16 protein-coding genes and 1 tRNA gene are annotated in these 19,458 nt (G+C 45.0%); 11 read left to right on the plus strand and 6 right to left on the minus strand.

Features of this window, described 5'->3' with window-relative positions:
* Nucleotides 1–153: 153 nt before the first annotated feature.
* Both QUA42_RS07120 and QUA42_RS07125 read left to right on the plus strand, forming a co-directional pair.
* Complete coding sequence (locus QUA42_RS07120; RefSeq protein WP_333136353.1) at nt 154–1,848, plus strand: calcium-binding protein; 1,695 nt, start codon at nt 154–156, stop codon at nt 1,846–1,848.
* Nucleotides 1,849–2,103: 255 nt separating this feature from the next.
* Nucleotides 2,104–2,715, plus strand: coding sequence for a hypothetical protein (locus tag QUA42_RS07125; RefSeq protein ID WP_333136355.1), 612 nt, complete (start codon nt 2,104–2,106; stop codon nt 2,713–2,715).
* A gap of 137 nt (nt 2,716–2,852) precedes the next feature.
* Here QUA42_RS07125 and ureC read toward each other — a convergent pair whose 3' ends face one another.
* The 5 genes from ureC to QUA42_RS07150 form a co-directional block, all read right to left on the minus strand.
* Entirely contained in the window at nt 2,853–4,589 is a 1,737-nt protein-coding gene (ureC, locus tag QUA42_RS07130) for an urease subunit alpha (protein WP_333136357.1), read from the minus strand.
* Between the two features lie 177 nt (nt 4,590–4,766).
* Nucleotides 4,767–5,894, minus strand: a complete 1,128-nt coding sequence (locus QUA42_RS07135; RefSeq protein WP_333136359.1) for a glycosyltransferase family 61 protein — start codon at nt 5,892–5,894, stop codon at nt 4,767–4,769.
* A 332-nt stretch (nt 5,895–6,226) separates the two neighbouring features.
* Complete coding sequence (locus QUA42_RS07140) at nt 6,227–6,544, minus strand: urease subunit beta (RefSeq protein WP_333136361.1); 318 nt, start codon at nt 6,542–6,544, stop codon at nt 6,227–6,229.
* A 34-nt stretch (nt 6,545–6,578) separates the two neighbouring features.
* Nucleotides 6,579–6,881 carry an urease subunit gamma gene (gene ureA, locus QUA42_RS07145; RefSeq protein ID WP_333077256.1) on the minus strand — a complete coding sequence of 101 codons (303 nt, stop codon included), beginning with the start codon at nt 6,879–6,881 and terminating at the stop codon, nt 6,579–6,581.
* Between the two features lie 157 nt (nt 6,882–7,038).
* Complete coding sequence (locus tag QUA42_RS07150) at nt 7,039–7,914, minus strand: urease accessory protein UreD (protein ID WP_333136363.1); 876 nt, start codon at nt 7,912–7,914, stop codon at nt 7,039–7,041.
* A gap of 203 nt (nt 7,915–8,117) precedes the next feature.
* On the opposite strand from QUA42_RS07150, the gene fmdA reads away from it, so the two are divergent.
* From fmdA to QUA42_RS07165, 3 genes are all read left to right on the plus strand, one after another.
* Nucleotides 8,118–9,293, plus strand: coding sequence for a formamidase (gene fmdA / locus QUA42_RS07155; RefSeq protein WP_333136366.1), 1,176 nt, complete (start codon nt 8,118–8,120; stop codon nt 9,291–9,293).
* A gap of 162 nt (nt 9,294–9,455) precedes the next feature.
* Complete coding sequence (locus QUA42_RS07160) at nt 9,456–9,719, plus strand: zinc ribbon domain-containing protein (protein ID WP_333136368.1); 264 nt, start codon at nt 9,456–9,458, stop codon at nt 9,717–9,719.
* Between the two features lie 722 nt (nt 9,720–10,441).
* Nucleotides 10,442–12,217: an ATP-binding protein gene (locus QUA42_RS07165; protein WP_333136370.1), complete on the plus strand. Its 1,776-nt coding sequence runs from the start codon at nt 10,442–10,444 to the stop codon at nt 12,215–12,217.
* A gap of 212 nt (nt 12,218–12,429) precedes the next feature.
* Here the strand turns inward: QUA42_RS07165 and QUA42_RS07170 are convergent.
* Nucleotides 12,430–12,514 (minus strand) — tRNA-Leu (locus tag QUA42_RS07170).
* 198 nt (nt 12,515–12,712) lie between these two features.
* Between QUA42_RS07170 and ndhL the strand changes: the two genes are divergently transcribed.
* The 6 genes from ndhL (at nt 12,713) to QUA42_RS07200 (ending at nt 19,195) form a co-directional block, all read left to right on the plus strand.
* A complete protein-coding gene (gene ndhL, locus QUA42_RS07175) occupies nt 12,713–12,928 on the plus strand; it encodes an NAD(P)H-quinone oxidoreductase subunit L (protein ID WP_193972727.1) in 216 nt (71 codons plus the stop codon).
* Nucleotides 12,929–13,234 carry a DUF3007 family protein gene (locus tag QUA42_RS07180; RefSeq protein WP_333040197.1) on the plus strand — a complete coding sequence of 102 codons (306 nt, stop codon included), beginning with the start codon at nt 12,929–12,931 and terminating at the stop codon, nt 13,232–13,234.
* Nucleotides 13,235–13,536: 302 nt separating this feature from the next.
* Nucleotides 13,537–14,334 carry a tryptophan synthase subunit alpha gene (trpA, locus tag QUA42_RS07185; RefSeq protein WP_333136372.1) on the plus strand — a complete coding sequence of 266 codons (798 nt, stop codon included), beginning with the start codon at nt 13,537–13,539 and terminating at the stop codon, nt 14,332–14,334.
* A gap of 498 nt (nt 14,335–14,832) precedes the next feature.
* Nucleotides 14,833–15,480 carry a DUF6658 family protein gene (locus tag QUA42_RS07190; protein WP_333040193.1) on the plus strand — a complete coding sequence of 216 codons (648 nt, stop codon included), beginning with the start codon at nt 14,833–14,835 and terminating at the stop codon, nt 15,478–15,480.
* Between the two features lie 841 nt (nt 15,481–16,321).
* Complete coding sequence (locus tag QUA42_RS07195; RefSeq protein ID WP_333136374.1) at nt 16,322–16,678, plus strand: hypothetical protein; 357 nt, start codon at nt 16,322–16,324, stop codon at nt 16,676–16,678.
* A 105-nt stretch (nt 16,679–16,783) separates the two neighbouring features.
* Nucleotides 16,784–19,195 carry an ATP-binding protein gene (locus QUA42_RS07200; protein WP_333136407.1) on the plus strand — a complete coding sequence of 804 codons (2,412 nt, stop codon included), beginning with the start codon at nt 16,784–16,786 and terminating at the stop codon, nt 19,193–19,195.
* Nucleotides 19,196–19,458: the final 263 nt, after the last annotated feature.

The raw sequence follows: 19,458 nt of genomic DNA on the forward strand, positions 1-19,458 counted from the left end.
GGATGCCTGTGCCACAATAATATAATTTTTGGAGAAGTCTATTCAGAAACATTAGTCGATCGCCCTACAAGCGCGCGAATCTGTTTTGTCAGAAGCTTCGGGCGATCGAACACTCGTCAATTTATCAAACGTGCAAGTTTAGTGTGAGGACTTATGACCATTACTCGCGTCTCTGTAGACTCAGCAGGTAATCAGGCGAACGGCTTCTCCAACGCTTACTCCATCTCAGCCAACGGGCGGTTTGTGGCGTTTCAATCTCAGGCATCCAACCTCGGGTCGGGAGACACCAACAATAAAAACGACATCTTCGTGCGGGACTTGTCAACCAATACTACCACCCGCGTCTCTGTAAACTCAGCAGGCAATCAGGGAAACAACGACTCCTTCAATCCCTCAATCTCAGCCGACGGGAGGTTTGTGGCGTTTGCATCTTTTTCCAACCTAGTGCCGGAGGATACTAACAATCAAAGCGACATCTTCGTGCGGGACTTGTTAACCAATACCACCAGCCGCGTCTCTGTAGACTCAGCGGGCAATCAGGGGAACTCCTTGTCCAACAATTCCGCCATCTCGGCCGACGGGCGGTTTGTGGCGTTTCAATCTTATGCCTCCAACCTAGTGCCGGGAGACACGAACAATCGGTTCGACATCTTCGTGCGGGACTTGTCAACCAATACCACCACCCGCGCCTCTGTAGACTCAGCAGGCAATCAGGGGAACAGCGACTCCCTCACCCCCTCCATCTCCGCCGACGGGCGGTTTGTGGCGTTTACTTCTTATGCCTCGAACCGATTGGGAGAGACGAACAATCGCGACGACATCTTCGTGCGGGACTTGTTAACCAATACCACCACCCGCGTCTCTGTAGACTCAGCAGGCAATCCGGGGAACAGCGACTCCTCCATTCCCTCCATCTCAGCCGACGGGCGGTTTGTGGCGTTTCAATCTCAGGCATCCAACCTCGTGCCGGGAGACACTAACAATTTTTTTAACCAAGTTAAGATCTTCGTGCGGGACTTGTCAACTAATACTACCACCCGCGTCTCTGTAAACTCAGCAGGCATTCAGGGGGACGAAAACTCCTTCAACCCCTCCATCTCCGCCGACGGGCGGTTTGTGGCGTTTTCTTCTGCTGCATCCAACCTCGTGCCGGGAGACACTAACAATAAACAGGACATCTTCGTGCGGGACTTGTCAACCAATACTATCACCCGCGTCTCTGTAGATTCAGCAGGCGATCGGGGGCAGTATGACGACGCATTATTTGGGCCCTCAATATCAGCCGACCGGCGGTTTGTGGTGTTTGCATCTGGTGCATCCAACCTCGTGCCGGGGGATACCAACAATACCGCCGACATCTTTGTTTCTGACATCGGCAACACTTCAGGCGGCATCAATAACCCTCCAAACGCCATCAACGGCACGAACGGCAACGACAACCTGACAGGCACTCCCGGCAACGACACCATCAACGGTTTGGCAGGCGATGACCTGCTGAGTGGTTTGCGGGGCAACGATATCATCAATGGTGGCGACGGCAGCGATAACCTGTCTGGGGGCAAAGGTTTTGACACCCTCAACGGCGGTTTGGGCGACGATAATCTAGTCGGCGCCGCGGGCAACGATGTATTTGTTTTAGGTGCGGGATTGGGAGTTGATATCATCTCTGATTTCGGCAACTCTCAAGATACCATTCAATTAATCAATGGCTTGACCTTCGGACAGCTATCAATTTCTCCTGGAACTAACAGCACATTAATTAGAGTAGCCAGCAGCGGTGAAGTTTTAGCTGCTTTGACAGGCGTTGCTCGGAACCTCATCGGCCCTGAAGATTTCCTCTCTGTTTAGATATCTGCCGATTCTCAATTGCCTACTGTAGAAACACAGCACGGCGCTTCGTCCTTTTACCGAATATTTCACCTTTACTCAAAGAACGCGATCGGGACTTATGCACTCCGACAGAGAAACCGGGTTTTTTACCGAATTTGCGGGTCACAACGCAGTATTTTCGTAAAAAATCCGGTTTCTGAACCGGCGTGCACAAGCCCTAGCAAAAAATGGCTTGACGCGCAATATACTGTTGTTGGCTTTTAGTTATTAATTATGGCAAATTACAGAACTGTATTGTTGTTCAATAGTTTAACTTTAGTGCTAGTGGGGCTAGTGACGGCGTGTCTGAGTTTATTTAGTTCTTCGGTAAAAGGGTTATTTTTGCCGCCTTGCTCTGCCACGTATCCGGGTGCAGGTTTCTTTTTTTTGGCGTTTCAAATGTTATTTTATTTATCGGTAATGGTGTGCGCTTTTACCTTTGGATTGCTGAGAATTATTCAACCCGATCGCCCAGAAAATCGATTTATTTTATATTCGGGACTGTTTGCAGGTTGCTTTCTGTTCAATGAAGTTTTTCGCACCCACGTTCATCTGGGACGTGCGGGCTTTCCGAAAGTCACAATTGTCATATTTTACGCCGTGCTGGCAATTGCATACGGATTAGCTTTTCGGAGACAAATTCGCTCGACTCCCTATCCTTTACTGCTGAGCGGCGTTGGTTTGTTATTTGTTGCCTTTTTTGCAGAAGCGCTGCCTTTAAAAAACGAGATAATTTCGAGCTTGCTGGAGGGAATTCCGAAGCTATTGAGCGGAATTAATATTGCACTTTATTTTTGGTTTTTGTGCCAGGGTTTGATAGTGCGATCGCTCAATTTATCAAAATAAAATCATATTCAGAATACTTGCTTCACTTCCTGCGAACTCCAGGACATTTTATTTGTTAGTAATTACGCTCATCAACCCCGTTTCTACGAGAAATAAGAGGTTGATGAGCGAATCACCTATTTACAACAGATTTAGCATCAAAACAAAAAGTATCGCTGCGCCATTGGCAAAACTGTTGCCGGTTCGCAAGTTAACAATTCCCCATCCGCCCTAACTTCATAAGTTTCTGGATCGACTTCCATTTGTGGCAAATAATCGTTGAGTTTCATGTCTCTTTTGCTAATTTGTCGCGTCCCGGAAACTGCTACAGTCGGCTTTTGCAAACCGAGCTGTGCGGCAAGATCTCGATCGCGCGCAGCCTGCGAAACAAACGTCAGACAAGTCGCCCCAATCGCCCCGCCAAAACTGCCAAACATCGGCCGCATATGCACCGGTTGCGGCGTCGGAATGCTGGCGTTAGCATCTCCCATCTGCCCGTAGGCGATCGCCCCTCCTTTAATTACCAGTTCCGGTTTCACCCCAAAAAAAGCCGGCCGCCACAAACACAAATCCGCCAATTTCCCCTCTTCCACCGAACCGACATACTGACTAATTCCGTGAGTAATTGCCGGATTAATTGTATATTTCGCAATGTACCGCTTCACCCTAAAATTATCGTTAATTTCCTCTGTTTCCCCCCCTTGGTAAGGGGGGCTTAGGGGGGGTAAATGTCCCCGCTGCACTTTCATTTTATGTGCCGTTTGCCAAGTCCGAATAATCACCTCTCCCACTCTTCCCATCGCCTGAGAATCCGAAGAAATCATACTAAACGCACCTAAATCGTGGAGAATATCCTCAGCAGCAATAGTTTCCCTTCTAATTCTCGATTCAGCAAAAGCCACATCTTCAGGAATGCCTCGATCCAAATGGTGGCAAACCATCAACATATCTAAATGTTCTTCTAAAGTATTGACAGTGTAAGGGCGAGTCGGGTTAGTTGACGAGGGCAAAACATTAGCTTGTCCGCACACTTTAATAATATCCGGTGCGTGTCCGCCACCAGCACCTTCAGTGTGGTAAGTGTGAATAGCACGATTCTTAAAAGCCGCAATTGTAGCTTCCACAAATCCCGCTTCATTGAGAGTATCCGTGTGAATTGCAACTTGCACGTCGTACTCGTCAGCAACACTCAAACAAGTGTCGATCGTTGCTGGTGTAGTTCCCCAATCTTCGTGGAGTTTCAAACCCATTGCACCGGCAAAGATTTGTTCAATTAATCCTTGCGGTTGACTGCTATTTCCTTTACCTAAAAACCCTAGATTTACGGGGAAAGCGTCGGCTGCTTGCAGCATTCGGTACATATGCCAAGGCCCGGGAGTGCAGGTAGTGGCGTTTGTACCCGTTGCAGGGCCTGTGCCGCCGCCAATCATTGTCGTGATTCCAGAGGCGATCGCCACTTCAATTTGCTGGGGACAAATAAAGTGAATGTGAGTGTCAATTCCCCCAGCGGTGAGAATCATTCCTTCGCCCGCAATTACTTCAGTACCAGGCCCGATAATAATATCTACCCTATCTTGAATATAAGGATTTCCGGCTTTACCAATTTTGTCAATTTTGCCGTCTTTAATGCCGACATCTGCTTTAACAATTCCCCACCAGTCTAATATTAAAGCATTAGTAATCACCGTGTCAACAGCGCCGTCTGCATTAGAAATAGGCGACTGTCCCATGCCGTCGCGAATGACTTTGCCACCGCCAAATTTAACTTCATCCCCGTAGGTTGTGAAGTCTTTTTCAACTTCTATGAATAATTCTGTATCGGCTAACCGGACGCGATCGCCCACAGTCGGTCCGAAGGTTTCTGCGTAGGCGCGGCGATCCATTCTGTAACTCATGCTTGCTCCTAATATTAATAAATTTTTAGTTAGCAGTTGAGACCCACTTGAATTATAGTATGTGCCGACTTCCTCAATCTGCAACAGTAAAAAAAATACCACATTAGGCAAGCTTTAAAACCCCGATCGTCCTCAATTCTGCCCCTCGAAAATCGCAAATGCTATGAAGGGGCAAATTTACTCCAGCATTTTCTGGATTTCCCTTTTCAAAATCTCCACATCTACCGTCATATCCATGCCAATGAAACTCCAATCTTCCGCTACATTGTTGTCATCAACGATACGCGAGTATTCTATTCCCAATAGCTGACAAATGTAATAGAAATATGGCGGAGTGTACCCTCCATAAAAGAATTCCAATACTTTCGTTCCCGGCTGACACCACAGCAAATTTGTAAAACCAGCCCCGTGAGGGCCGACAACCACCGCCGCTTCTGCAAACAGACGAATTTGTTCATCAACAGTGCGCGAGATATCTTCCAAAATTTCAAAATCAAATTCTTTCAAAACCTCTCGCACTTGTACTTCATTTTTAACCTTGCGCCGGCCGCTTCTCGACAGATAAAGTTTTCTATAAGGCTTTACTTTTTCCTTAAGACAGAATTTTTTCCGCAAAAGCTCTATATCGTAAGGACTGGGAAAATACCAGTCTTGATTGTTTCCCACCACCAGACTTTCTCCATGATATCCCGTATCTCTAGCCCTAGTGTCGATTAGTGAACTTTCCGGAATACCGAGTTTGGTCATAAAGCCCAACTCAAAATCTGTATGTCGTAAAGGATAACAAATTTTGGCTTCTTGCCAAATTTCCTTACCTAAAGCCTCCTCAATTCGACAAAGTTTAGCCAGCACAAAAATCACATAATCATAATAACTGCACCACAAATGCGACCAAGGAGCAACTACCAGCGGATAGGTAATTTGGTTAGGTTTGTAAGGCCATTCCAGAATGCCCGCACCGCTAATCCGAAAATCCAAGTCTAAAAGCAACTTGTTATTCAAAAGCGTGTTGCCAGAGGTACAAATAGTTAGAGAATTTATTTTTTGATTCAGGGAAATCTTCCAAACATAATCTGGGTCAAAAGACACGGTTTTTTCCGTGGCAAAAAAGCGAGAAGGTACTTTATTTACCGAGGTTAATGCGGGTATATTAATGGGTTCATGCTGCTTTTTATAAACGATGCTGTCATCTAACAATTTGATGCTGGTGCGCCGGTCTAACGGGGTTCTCCAGACACGCCTTGATGTTGCAAGCAAGCTCTGCTTCAAAGTCTGTTTTATCTGGTCAACTAATTTTGGGTTCATCACGCACTTTTGCTGTATATCTTGGCAATTTTAACAACTACGGTATACCCCAAACGGCAGATTTTAACTCGCTCAAAAGTATGAGATTTAACTAACAAAAGAAAGGCAGAAGGGACTTATACAGAAGGCATAGAAACAGTTTTGAAATTACTTGAGCACTCTCCAGGCGTAGGGCTGGAATTGATACCATTTTCGATGGGGGATTGGGGATGACTGATCACTATCATAGTGTGGAGATTCCCTACAGTTGCATTATTTTTGGAAACTGCTTGGACTTTTAAGTTAAAAAGTTTCAAATTCAAAACTCAACAATCGTGAACTACCTTCTGGCTTCATACTTCAGCATCCAGATTACCGTTCACTTTTCCATTAAAGCCGTAGACTTCACGATTACCTACAAAAGGTACTAATTGCACTTGCTTTTCATCTCCGGGTTCAAACCTGACTGCTGTACCTGCGGGGATATCCAATCGCATTCCTTTTGCTTGTTCTCGATTAAATTCTAAGGCTTCGTTTGCCTCATAAAAGTGATAGTGTGAACCAACTTGTATGGGTCTATCGCCTTTATTTCCTACCAGCAACCGCACTGTTTCCCGCGCTGCATTTAGTTCTATTTCGCCTGCTAAAACAATCATTTCTCCTGGAATCATTTTTTCCTCCTGTGAGTCTGTGTGGTTGATTTTTTTAACGGATCGGATCGTGTACTGTAACGAGTTTAGTTCCATCGGGAAAAGTCGCCTCAACCTGGACTTCATGAATCATTTCTGGTATCCCTTCCATCACATCTTCCCGCGTCAGGAGAGTTGTTCCATAACTCATTAAATCGGCGACGGTGAGACCGTCTCTGGCTCCTTCTAAAATGGCTGCAGAAATGTAGGCTAGTGCTTCTGGATAGTTTAATTTTAAACCTCTTTGTTTCCGGCGCTCTGCTACCAGGGCGGCGGTGAAAATCAGCAGCTTGTCTTTTTCTTGGGGGGTGAGTTGCATTTTTATTCTTGTAAGTGCGATCGCATTATTTGGTTATGATATCGTTTACGGTTGTTTCTGAATGAACGATTAAACCGCAAAAGGCGCAGAGGAAGAGAAGAGAGAGATGAATAATCTAGTTAGGAGGGCAACTATACATTGAAACTCAAAGATCATACTATTTTATCCAAACTCTGGGCAAACAGCAAGGGCGTTGTGAAAAAGACAAGCGCAGCAACTGCCAAATATTGACAAACCAGTCTCTAGCTGCGGTTGTGGATGTACCGCGATATCGGCACAGCAAACCGTTAGGAATACGAGTCACGCCGACGGTGGAATTACCAGGATAAATTTTTGCCTCAGATGGCAAATCTCGCACTTTTTCCACGAGTTCGGTGGTGACGGGTTCGCCTACCCAAGCGAGGGTGGCGACTACGGGTTTTCCTGCGAGTCCGTGAGGACTTTCGAGCATTTTTTCTCCACCTTTGAGCAATTGTCTGTCAATCCATAAGGGGCTGTTTTGTTGCCAGACTTCGGTGTGCGATATCCATTCTCCAGACAAGAACTTTTCGCCCCTAGCACTGCGTCCAAAGCGGGTAATTTCCCACAGTAAAATCCTCGCTGTTGGTGCTAATTCTACCCGCAAATTTTGCCGATATATTGCGCCGTCAAAAACTATTGTTTCCTGTGGCAGCCATTCTAAATTAGCATCGGCTTCTAGTTTGATGTCGATATTTTGTTGTGATTCTAGTCCGCTGCTGCGATAGATTTTACCAGCGGCTGCCGTGGTAATCAAGGCTTTGGCGTTGGGTTGGAGGTGAAAATGGCTGGAAAGTCGATCGCCCCCGACAACTCCCCCAGCCGTGTGCAAAATGACGCTGTGGCAAATCTCTTTCCCTTCAGGATAAAACGGACGCTGCACCTTTAGGGGCGCTTGCATTTGATTGTGAATGATTTGAGTTGCACCGCTGCGGTTGGCATAGACTAAATTCAGGTGGCCGTGCCATCCATTTTCAACTTGATCTATATGTTGTTTGGTCAAATTTTCAGTCACTAATTTTTTAATTTAAAAACATTCCCAATCTAAAACATACCACGACTGCGGCGCTGCCCTGCAATTAAAGAAATAATGATAATCGTTATCTGAAATATTTTTGGTTTCTGCACTTATTAGTATAAGAATTTACATTTATCAACCATCAGATCGGCGAAGATGCGCGTACCATGTAAAAATCAGTAACTAGAGGAGCGCAGAATATGCCTCAAGTTCTCTTCAAAGTTGATTTGACCAAACCGATGTCAGAACAGGAATTAGTCGGTCACAATCGCTGGCATCCAGATATTCCAGCAGTAGTTTCCGTCAATCCCGGCGATGTATTTCGCATCGAGTGCAAAGACTGGACAGACGGACAAATTAAAAATGACGACAGTCCCGACGACATTCGCGATGTAGACTTAACAGTAGTTCACGTTTTAAGCGGGCCCATTTACGTTAACGGCGCGCAGCCGGGGGATATTTTAGTAGTCGATATTCTCGACATCGGAGCTTTGCAAGGAGACGAATGGGGTTTTACGGGAATTTTTGCTAAAGAAAACGGCGGCGGTTTCTTGACCGAACATTTTCCGACTGCTGCTAAAGCAATTTGGGATTTTCAGGGAATTTATACCGCTTCCCGACACATACCAAAAGTTAGGTTTGCTGGGATTACTCATCCGGGTTTAATCGGCTGCGCTCCTTCTCAGCAATTGTTGAATAAATGGAACAAACGGGAAGCGGAATTAGTAGCAACAAATCCCGATAGAGTGCCGCCTTTAGCAGCACTGCCGAACCCCAAGAATGCAGTTTTGGGGTCGCTGCAAGGGGCAGAATTCGAGCGAGTTGCGGCAGAAGCGGCGCGCACTGTTCCTCCCCGGGAACACGGCGGTAATTGCGATATTAAAAACCTGTCGCGGGGTTCGAGAATTTATTTCCCGGTTTATGTCGAAGGCGCGAAACTTTCGATGGGAGATATTCACTTTTCTCAAGGAGACGGGGAGATTTCATTCTGCGGGGCAATTGAAATGTCGGGGTACATCGACCTCCACGTTGATATTATCAAAGGTGGCATGGATAAATACGCGATCGTTAACCCGATTTTCAAACCCGGGCCGGTGGAACCCCGCTATTCTGAGTACCTCGTTTTTGAAGGCATTTCTGTTGATGAATTTACGGGTCAGCAGTATTATATGGATGCCCACGTTGCTTATCGCCGAGCTTGTTTGAATGCGATCGAATATTTGAAAAAGTTTGGTTTTACCGGAGAACAAGCGTATTTGCTATTAAGCTGTGCTCCGGTTGAGGGTCGCATCAGCGGCATTGTGGATATTCCCAATGCTTGCTGCACGATTGCTTTACCGACAGAAATTTTCCAGATGGATATTCTGCCATCTTAATTACAGGATTTACGCACAGATTCGCTTTTGTAGGGTGCGCCGAAGCGCACCTTACCCCCACAAATAGTCTAAAAATTGCTTTCTTGCGTAAGTCCTCAATTAGTAGGGCGGGCGCTGCCCGCCGCCTAGTCATTGCAGCCAAATTTACCATCAAAAATTCATATGCCTCTTTACGATTTTAAGTGTGAAACTTGCGGCACTTTTGATAAGTGGCGCCCTCTTGCAGAAGCAGATACACCGGTGCTTTGCCCGAGTTGCGAAACAGTTGCTAAACGCATCTTTTCGCCGCCGATGATTCTAACTGGAAAGCTGCGCTTGAAAGGTCAAGAAAATCGGGAACCGCAGGTAGTTAAGCGTTCTGAGGAACCTAAACCGCTGCGGAATCGCGAACACCGAGGGGGACGACCTTGGATGATCGGTCACTGAGCCAATCCGACACTCAAGCAGGGATTTCAACCCCTGCCTCAAAGCTGAAGTCCTCTTGCATAGGACGGGAAAATTAGTATTTCAGTCGGTTTCAACTTACTTTTGCTATTAGACAGGGACTTAAGTCCCTGGCGAGCCAAGGAAGTATTTTATACTTATTTCTTTGTCAAGATAACATCATCCTAAACTGAATAATTTAAGTCATATTAAAGCTGCTACAGTATTAAAAGGGAAAACGTTTAGGAAGGAGAAAGGCGATCGCGCTTCGCTCTTACTACTTCACTGTACCGCACTTAAAAAATGTTAGTCAAACACTGGGGAATTACTCCCATTTACAACAAGTTTTTTAAATAATTAACAAGTCAGCTCTTTAAACTCACTGACCGCGACAATATTTTAGCAAAAGTGCTGGAATTAAACCTAGAACTGGCAAAAAAAGAAAAACGGGGAGAACCCATAGTTGGGCCTTGTGTCACAACTGACTAAAAATACTAATCGCTGTTACCATAAATTTGGCCATTCTGCGTATAATCACATAAATAGTTGATATAGATCACAAACACTCTAGTATAAAAATAGAGATACTAGAGGAAGAGTTAAGTTGTGAGATAAAGATTTCAAAATTCAAAATTCAACACTCAAAACTGCTTTCCGCCTTCAGCATAAGTGCATTCTGCTTTTATTCGCTCAATTACTCCTAATTTGTTTGGGAGGAACTTCCCATGTTATTATTTACCCACAGTCAGTCCAAAAATAGCAAGGTAGAGCAAAAGCACTATGCTCAAAAACATTTGTTACCGACTTCAACTATTAATCTAACTGGGCTAAAGGCAGAATGCAACCATTTGCGGATCGGCCAAAAAATTAGCTATGGCTATGCTTTAGCTATCGGCATAGCGATTTTGGGAACTGGTGCGGGACTGAGATTGGGAGACTACTTTCGCAAGCAAGCTTTAGTTCAGGTGAATGTTGCTGGGCAGCAGCAGCAAATGCTGCAAAATTTGCAAAATACCGTATTTGAAGCCCGATCGCACGCGGCGAGATTGCCAGTCGTTTTGGGAAACACTGTGGCGCTGCAATACGAACAAGATCGGTTTTTCGGGCAAATCAATCAGGCCAAAGTCCTGATTTCAGAAATTGAATCTTTCGCACTAGAAAATCCCAAGAGACTAGCAACAGAAGAGGCAGCATTGCACGCTATATTGAAGAAATCAGCCCTCGTCATTGATTACTACGGTAAGCTAATTAAATTGCAGTTAAAAGAAGCGGATGTTTGGAACTTGCCACCCAACAGCATTGAGTCCGCACAGCTACAAATGTTGAGGACTAGCAGCGGCCAAGAGGCGATCGTACTAGATAACCTTGCTCAAAGTTTAACTGACCTAATTTCTACAGTAGAAATTCACAAACAGCAAGGAACCCAAGCATTAGAAGAAGCTGGAAGTTTGCGAAACCGAATTATTATCGGAAGTATGCTAATTTCAGCACTCATCGCCGCCACCCTAGCGGACAAAACCAGCCGCGCGATCGCCCAACCCCTCGAAACCGTTACTAATGTGGCTCAGCAAGTCGCTCGCGAATCGAATTTTAACCTGCAAGTACCAGTCACAACAAACGACGAAATCGGAGTTTTAGCGGCGTCTTTCAATAAATTGATTCAGCGAGTTAGCGAGTATACAAAAGAACTCAAACAAACTCAATCCCTATTAATTCAGACCGAAAAAATGTCATCTCTCGGTCAAATGGTTGCAGGGATAGCCCACGAAATCAACAATCCCGTCAACTTCATCGGCGGCAACATTAACTATGCCAATCAATACATCGAAGATTTGGCAGGTTTGGTAACTCTCTATCAAGAATATTATCCCAACCCACCAGATGCCATTCTAGAGCGCATCGAAGACATTGAACTCGAATTTCTCAGAGAAGATTTACCAAAAACCCTCTCTTCGATGAAAATGGGAGCCGATCGCATTCGCGAAATTGTCGTATCCATGCGGAATTTTTCGCGATCCGACGACGGAAAAATGAAATCAGCCGACATTCACGAAGGAATTGATAGCACCCTCGTCATTCTCAATCACCGACTCAAACAAGGTATTCAAGTTATTAAACAATACGGCAAGTTGCCGGCGCTTGAGTGCTATCCCGCGCAACTGAATCAAGTATTTATGAATATTATTAGTAATGCAATAGATGCGCTGGAGGAGGTGAAAAAGGAAGACAAAGGCTATTCGCCAACGATTTGGGTTAACACGGAAGTTACGGCCGACAATACTGTCACCGTCAAGATTCGGGATAACGGGCCGGGAATTGCGTCCGCCAGTACCCAACAGATATTTGACCCATTTTTTACTACAAAGTCGATCGGCAAAGGTACTGGATTGGGATTGGCTATTTCCTATCAAATCCTTGCCAAACATCAAGGCAAAATTGAGGTAAATTCTCAAATAGGACAGGGCACGGAATTTGTGATTACTTTGCCAGTTGCTGCGTAATAAGCTGTTACGAATCTAGATTGTATTTTTGGGCGGGCGGGACGCCCACCCCACAAGAATTTCATCAAACTTGACTGTAAAAGTTAGATGGGCAAAAGTTTATAACGCGGGGCGACTTCGTTTTTGTTTGCGGGGACGCTCGCATTTGCCGTTCGCAATGATGGTAAGCGAGCGGGGACGCTCGCTTGCAAGGTATAATTCCGAAATTTTTATGGGGGCGGAGGGACTTGAACCCACACGACCGTTTCGGGTCAACGGATTTTAAGTCCGTAGCGTCTACCATTCCGCCACGCCCCCCTTTGGTCAAGCTGCTGTGGTTTTGAGCTACTAGCAGCAACAGCCTTTTATTCTACAGCCAAAACCCGAATTTACGCAACCCCTAATCAAAAAATTCCCAAAAGTCGCGCTGGATCTCCGCAAGCGGTACAATAGTTAACCAGCCAACGGAGCGTGTCAACTGACTTACCCGTGTTATTATTCCCCTAAAGCAAATCTATGTATATTACCTTACTGCTTTACGCCGTCTTGGCAGGAGCCTACCTCCTGGTAGTACCCGCGGCCACCTACGCTTACCTGAACAGCCGCTGGTACGTCGCTACCTCTTTTGAGCGCGGCTTCATGTACTTCTTGATGTTCTTCTTCTTCCCAGGTATGTTTCTCCTAGCTCCATTTTTGAATTTTCGGCCCAAACGGCGGCAGATAGAAGCCTAAATGCGACGTATTGACGTAATTGGAATCAGTGTCGGCTTTTTTGTAGCAGGTGGGTTTGTCTACTTGCTACTGCAATTTGCCGGACTAGACAGCATGAATGCAGGGATTTGGAGTCAGTTGTTTTTGGTCGCCGGCTTGATTGGCTGGCTGGTGACTTATTTATTTCGAGCACTGACTCAAAATATGACCTACAGTCAGCAATTGCAAGACTACAAAGAAGCTGTCTTGCAGAAGCAGCTAGATGCACTCACTCCTGAAGAATTAGCCCAACTTCAAGCCGAAATAGAGCAAGAAAAAGATAATTAGTCAATAGTCTTTAGTCCTCAGTCATTAGTTATTAGTGAGTTATTAATGATTAGTCATTAGCAATAAACTCTGAACTAATGACTGGGGAATAACAACTCATCAATAGTAATATTGACTGCTAATTTAATGACTGATGATTGATATCACGTTCCCTAAAATAAGCGCGATAGGTTTGTAGTGAGGACTTCAGTCCGAGGGAGTTTTATGAGGAATGAAGTCCTCACTACAAACAAATTTAATTGCGCTCGATCGAGGGGACATCCTATGATGACCAATGACCAATGACTGATGACTAATAACTAATGACTATTTCTAATTGTTTTGAAACGTTGCGAAAAAGCAACCAATGTGCATTGATTCCTTTTATTACTGCTGGCGACCCAGACTTGGAGACAACGGCTAAAGCACTGCAAATTTTAGATGATAACGGTGCAGATGCGATCGAGCTTGGCGTTCCCTATTCTGACCCGCTAGCTGACGGGCCGGTGATTCAAGCCGCTGCTACAAGGGCGCTACAGCGGGGAACGACGTTAGATGCGGTGCTTGAAATGGTAGCGAAAGTTAGTCCGAATTTGCGATCGCCCATCATTCTATTCACATACTACAACCCGATTTTGTACCGAGGTATAGAAACCTTCTTGCAGCAAATTAAAAGTGCTGGAGTTCAGGGATTGGTTGTACCAGACTTGCCCTTAGAAGAAGCAGACAGTCTCATCCAACCTGCCAAGAAATTAGGGATTGAACTAACATTATTAGTTGCTCCCACCAGTCCCAAAAGTCGTATAGAAGCGATCGCCCGTCAGTCTCAAGGATTTATTTACTTAGTCAGTGTGACGGGGGTTACGGGAGTACGCGAAGGCTTAGAAACGAGAGCAAAAGAGTTGCTGCAAGAACTCCGCACCGTCACCGACAAACCCATCGGCGTCGGGTTTGGTATATCGCAACCTGAACACGCTCGCCAAGTGAAAGAATGGGGTGCAGATGCTGCGATTGTTGGCAGTGCTTTTGTCAAACGTTTGGCCCAAGGAACTCCAGAACAGGGTTTAGAGGCGATCGGGGAATTCTGCAAGAGTTTAAAAACAGCGATTCAAAATGCTTAGTAAGTGTGCACATACTTTCAGCCATTAGACAGATGTGTGCGATCGGGATGTGCCGCCACAATTGCGATTAAAGACCTTGTTGTACTTGAGATCATACACCACCTTCCTTCTAGTTCCTGACTAGAAGGTTTTTTTTGGAGCCGAACACGCACAATATTTCAACATAGTGCGCGCATGGAGAACCAAACAGCTATGTATGGAAACGACTTTGCCTTCTCCGGTGCGGGGTGCTGCGACTTTTAATAATTGGTAGAAGATTGAGGATTGTCCATTCCTTCTTACTGATTGCTGATTTCTATCCGCTCGAAAAGCCGAAGAGCCTTCTTCGTTCTTCCTTCTTCTTTCTACTATAACTTGAGGAATGTAACTTCGGATAGATGAAAAGCTACGGTTTCTATTCGTATACTTAAAAAGTGTTTAAGTGCCTAATTTGGTAAGGCTAGACATCTACAAAGCCACAAGGCATTTGAGGATCTCACAATAGAAAGGAGCATTTTTATGAACAGACTAACTGCATTTGTGAAAAAAATTCGAGCTGTACAAATCTTAACAGTGTTTCTGGCTGGCATTTTAGTATTAGTGAGTACAGCCTGTAGCCGCCCTGATGTGACGGCAGGAAAAACTGATGTGATGGCAGGACAGGCTGATGCGAGGGTAGGAAAAACTGCCGACAAAATTAGAGAAGAAGTGCCTTCAGGGGCTGTAACGTCCGAATTCAAAGGCGGGATGAACGACTATAGCGAGGTCGATCCCAGAAACAAAAAGATGACCACAACAGAAGCAAAAGCTGAGCTTCTCAAAGAGCAAGCGCAGCACCGCATTGACACGAAATCTAGCAACAATGTAGGCGAAAATGTGCGGCGGGTAGCGGATGACGCACCTGAGAAACTAGGCCAAATTGGGGAAAAGGTGAAGGAAGATGCTCGCACCGCCCAGCGCAAAGCTGATAACTTTGGCGACAAAACCAAACAAGGATTTTCTAATCTTAAAGAAAACACTCGCGAAGGCTTGAAGGGAGCAAAAGATGTTGTTAAAGAAGCCACGCAGGGAGCAAAAGAAAGAGCAGCAGAGGGTACTGAGTCTCTGAGATATAATACCAGCGGCGGCCAAGAAAATATCAATGATGCAGCACGAGATGCAAGATAGAATGCTCAAGATGCCTCAGACAATATTTGCTAGAAAGTGAATTGAGATACTGACTGAACTCAACGAGCGGCTGAAAAAGCGACAGACGACTAATCTCAAATAACGCTGTTTCCTTTTCGGGAAGCTAGATTCCGACAGGGGTTAAAACCCCTGTCGGAATCTAGGTAAAATCAATGGATTTTAGATTTTAGATTTTAGATTAAAGAATTGAAGCATTGACCCCACGGATAAATTCGGGGGGCAAGTTTCATCGGATACACGTTTTTTATTTCTGGATCCTGAGTCTGCGAAGGAAGGAATCCGGGGGCTTGTATCCTGGATGCTTTCGGCCATGTGAAGACTACTGCCTATTAATATTGGATTGGGTTTTAACCCCTGGGAGGGCTATTAGGCCGGAAGTAGAGTGGAGGGGGGTTTCAGCACAATCCAACGTCCCTGTCCTTTTCTAGGGGGGACTGGAATGCCACTTTTTTCACGACGGATTCTTTATAATTTCTAGAGATTGTATTTGGATTTTTTAAGATAAAAACTTTTTGACCGACGTAACGGAAATTTGGGCGATCGAGCTATATTAAATTCAATTAATTACCCATTGTATTTTTCAATATATGATAAGGCAGTGTTTCTACGGTATTTCGCGTTCATTGAATCGCATTTGAGATTAACAGCAGAAACTTATACGTAAGTAAAAAGCTTTAATCGCGATCGCCAAAGTATAAAATGTTGTTCATTAACAGACAATTGGAATTTTCGATCTGGCGATCAAAAATTAGGTGATTTATGCCCTAAGATAGATACACTAAGTTTTGTCAAGCTAATGTCGGAGTTGAGGTCAGCCGATATGGACGCAACAATAGATGTAGTAGATTTGACTGCGGTAATGCCGGGATATCGCTCGATCGCGCAATTGTACACAGATTCTCGATCGGCTATCGATCAGTTCGTGTCCGAGAAAGACCAACCACCCGCCGCTAAAATTCTCAAACCTACGTCGTTGTGGCTGAGGCTTTCCGGGACGCGGTGCTGCCAAAATACCAAAAAGTTGCATGAGCGACCGTTAATGGGATGGGTAGAAATAGTCCTCAACCGCACAGACATTCTCGACAAACTCGAACGCAGGCCGATTATTTACAAATACATTAAACCTTCCAATCTTTCAATTAATCTTAACTGTTATCTGCCACATGGAGGTGTATAAGTTTTAGCAAAAAGAGGCCACGGATTCGGGATATATTCGAGCCGTAATCCGCCGCCAATCGACAGGGGAAATGGAGGCAAACCTTATCTTGGGAATTGTGTTTTGATGCTAGTAACGATGATGCACGACTTTTATGATGCGCTGGCAGATTTGGCAATCTATGCAGATGCCGCACCGGCGGAGCGCCAACAAATCCTTAACCGCGTTGGGGCTAGTCAGAAAAAACTAAAAGAATTCGCGCAGCATACGCCGATCAATTACCAACACAAGTTCGATCTGGTTGAGGCAGAATTGCTGGGCGTTTTGGGGCAGACAGCAGAAGCAATGGAACTGTACGATCGAGCTATAACCGGAGCTAAAGCTAACGAATATGTCAATGAAGAAGCTCTTGCCGGCGAACTCGCTGCTAAGTTTTACCTGTCATTGGGAAGAGAAAAAATTGCCAGACTCTACATGATAGATGCCTATGATTGCTATGTCCGCTGGGGAGATAGAGCAAAAATTGATGACTTAGAAAAACGTTATCCTCAATTATTAAAACCGATTTTAGAACCCGCAAAACTCCCGGCAAATCCATTAGCAAATTTTCCAACACCTGCTGGGGAAAATCAATCGCTTCATCCATCCATTCATCCATCCATTCATCCGTCTGTTTCGGCGAGCGTCTCAGATTTTGGGAATTTTTCAACACTGCTAAAAGCTTGTCAAGCGCTCTCTAGTGAAAGAGAACTCGCTCGACTGATTGCCAAACTGATGCAACTGGCGATGAAAAATACAGGAGCTGACAAAGGAGCGCTGATTTTGCCAAACGGCAATCAATGGGAAATTGCGGCTACAAGCGCGATCGACAATTCGGGAGCCGAGTGGGCGATCGACTTATCATCGGCAACACTCGATGAAAACAGCGATATCTTGCCCCTCAAAATTGTTGACTGCGTTAAAAATTTATTGAAACCTGTGATTGTTCGGGATCTGGCTCAACAACGTGATTGGGATTCCGACTCCTACATCCTCAAATACCAACCGCAGAGCCTGTTGTGTTGGCCGATTCTCGATCGAGGCAACTTAGTCGGCATTTTGTATCTGGAAAATCGCTTAACCGCAAGAGTTTTTACCCGCGATCGCCTGCAACTTCTCAATCTCCTGTGTTCCCAGGCAGCCATCTGTTTGCAAAATGCTCTGCTCTATAAAAAATATCAGGATTACAACCAACAATTAGAGCGATCGCTAGTAAAAATTAGCCGAACCGAAGCTCAGCTTGCCGATCAGAAGAAAATGCTCCAAGCGATTCTTGATGTCGCTCCGATTTGGATTTGGATGGTGAATCCCAGTGGTAAAGTTCAGTTTTTGAACAAGACATTTTCTCAAGATGTGGGTGTGCCTCTGAGCGATTTCCTAGCTGTCGATCATTATAAAGATCTACTGGGGGAGAATGCAGCGGGCTGTCTAGTTTCCGATGCCGCCTGCCTTGCTCAAGATTTGCCGCATTACTCCAGCGAAATTCTCAGATTGGTTGACGGCAAACTACACGATTTAGAAATCACAAAAGTGCAGTTAAAAAATTCCCAGGGCGAGACAATAGGGATTATTGGTTTGGGTGTTGATGCCACTGAACGCAAGCGAGCAGCCGAACTTTTGCAAGAGCAAAATCAACAGCTAGAACGAACTTTAAAAAATTTACAACACGCACAACTGCAAATCGTGCAAAATGAGAAAATGTCGGCATTGGGTAATTTAGTCGCCGGAGTCGCACACGAAATTAACAATCCGATTGGGTTTATTTCTGGGAATTTAAGCGAAGGTAAAAGAAGTTTGGAAGATGTTATCGAACACTTAGAATTGTATCGCTCCGCTGCATCGCAATCGGAAATAGCAGACCACGCCGAAGAGATAGACCTCGATTATCTTTTGGAAGATTTACCGAAGATGATTGATTCAATGCAACTCGGGTGCGAGCGCATTTGCAGCATCAGCAACAGTTTGCGTACCTTCTCCCGAGGCGACAAAGACTACAAAGTTCCTTTTAATATTCACGAAGGCATTGATAGCGCGATTTTGATTTTGAAACACCGTCTCAAAGCAAACGAACACCGCCCGCAGATCGAAGTGATAACTAAATACGGCAATCTCCCTAAAATCGAATGTTTTCCCGGTCAATTGAATCAAGTTTTCATGAATATCCTTGCCAATGCGATCGATGCCTTAGAAGAATCAAATCTAGGACGCAGTTTTAGCCAAATTATCGCCAATCCCAACCGGATAACGATTTGCACGGATGTACTGGGCGAAGGGCACATTAAAATTAAAATTGCTGATAACGGCACGGGGATAAAAGAGGAAGTTAAACAGCAGATATTCGATCATTTGTTCACGACGAAAGGTGTCGGCAAAGGAACTGGATTGGGGTTGGCAATTGTCCGCCAGATTGCGGTAGAAAAACATGGCGGAAGCATCGAGGTGAATGGGGAGCCAGGAATTGGCACTGAGTTTGCGATCGTTTTGCCTGTGAAAGGATAAATTGGAATTAAAATTCAATGTTTGTGGGGCGATCGCGTAATAAGATATACTGACTTTGATTGGGGTATTTTTTTTAAAGCCTTGGCATAACTCTTTTAAAGTAGCATCATTTTTTTGATCGAGCAGTCTAGTTTACAAGCTGTTGCTACTGTACTTAATGAACCTGGAATATGCTGTATTTTAGACCCCCTATAAGTGAGCGCGGCACCCATTTTTAGTTGCGAGATGTCTATTATACAAAAAAATTAATCACCAAGGCTTCG

It is taken from the genome of Microcoleus sp. Pol11C2, from assembly GCF_036701505.1.
Lineage (GTDB): Bacteria > Cyanobacteriota > Cyanobacteriia > Cyanobacteriales > Microcoleaceae > Microcoleus.

Bases quoted from the DNA above. Each gene is read 5' to 3' on its own strand.
- QUA42_RS07135 (WP_333136359.1), bottom strand. From the start codon at position 5,894: ATGAACCCAAAATTAGTTGACCAGATAAAACAGACTTTGAAGCAGAGC.
- QUA42_RS07165 (WP_333136370.1), top strand. From the start codon at position 10,442: ATGTTATTATTTACCCACAGTCAGTCCAAAAATAGCAAGGTAGAGCAA.
- QUA42_RS07125 (WP_333136355.1), top strand. From the start codon at position 2,104: ATGGCAAATTACAGAACTGTATTGTTGTTCAATAGTTTAACTTTAGTG.
- ureA (WP_333077256.1), bottom strand. From the start codon at position 6,881: ATGCAACTCACCCCCCAAGAAAAAGACAAGCTGCTGATTTTCACCGCC.
- QUA42_RS07180 (WP_333040197.1), top strand. From the start codon at position 12,929: ATGCGACGTATTGACGTAATTGGAATCAGTGTCGGCTTTTTTGTAGCA.
- QUA42_RS07140 (WP_333136361.1), bottom strand. From the start codon at position 6,544: ATGATTCCAGGAGAAATGATTGTTTTAGCAGGCGAAATAGAACTAAAT.
- QUA42_RS07190 (WP_333040193.1), top strand. From the start codon at position 14,833: ATGAACAGACTAACTGCATTTGTGAAAAAAATTCGAGCTGTACAAATC.
- trpA (WP_333136372.1), top strand. From the start codon at position 13,537: ATGACTATTTCTAATTGTTTTGAAACGTTGCGAAAAAGCAACCAATGT.
- QUA42_RS07200 (WP_333136407.1), top strand. From the start codon at position 16,784: ATGCTAGTAACGATGATGCACGACTTTTATGATGCGCTGGCAGATTTG.
- ureC (WP_333136357.1), bottom strand. From the start codon at position 4,589: ATGAGTTACAGAATGGATCGCCGCGCCTACGCAGAAACCTTCGGACCG.
- QUA42_RS07195 (WP_333136374.1), top strand. From the start codon at position 16,322: ATGGACGCAACAATAGATGTAGTAGATTTGACTGCGGTAATGCCGGGA.
- fmdA (WP_333136366.1), top strand. From the start codon at position 8,118: ATGCCTCAAGTTCTCTTCAAAGTTGATTTGACCAAACCGATGTCAGAA.
- QUA42_RS07120 (WP_333136353.1), top strand. From the start codon at position 154: ATGACCATTACTCGCGTCTCTGTAGACTCAGCAGGTAATCAGGCGAAC.
- ndhL (WP_193972727.1), top strand. From the start codon at position 12,713: ATGTATATTACCTTACTGCTTTACGCCGTCTTGGCAGGAGCCTACCTC.
- QUA42_RS07160 (WP_333136368.1), top strand. From the start codon at position 9,456: ATGCCTCTTTACGATTTTAAGTGTGAAACTTGCGGCACTTTTGATAAG.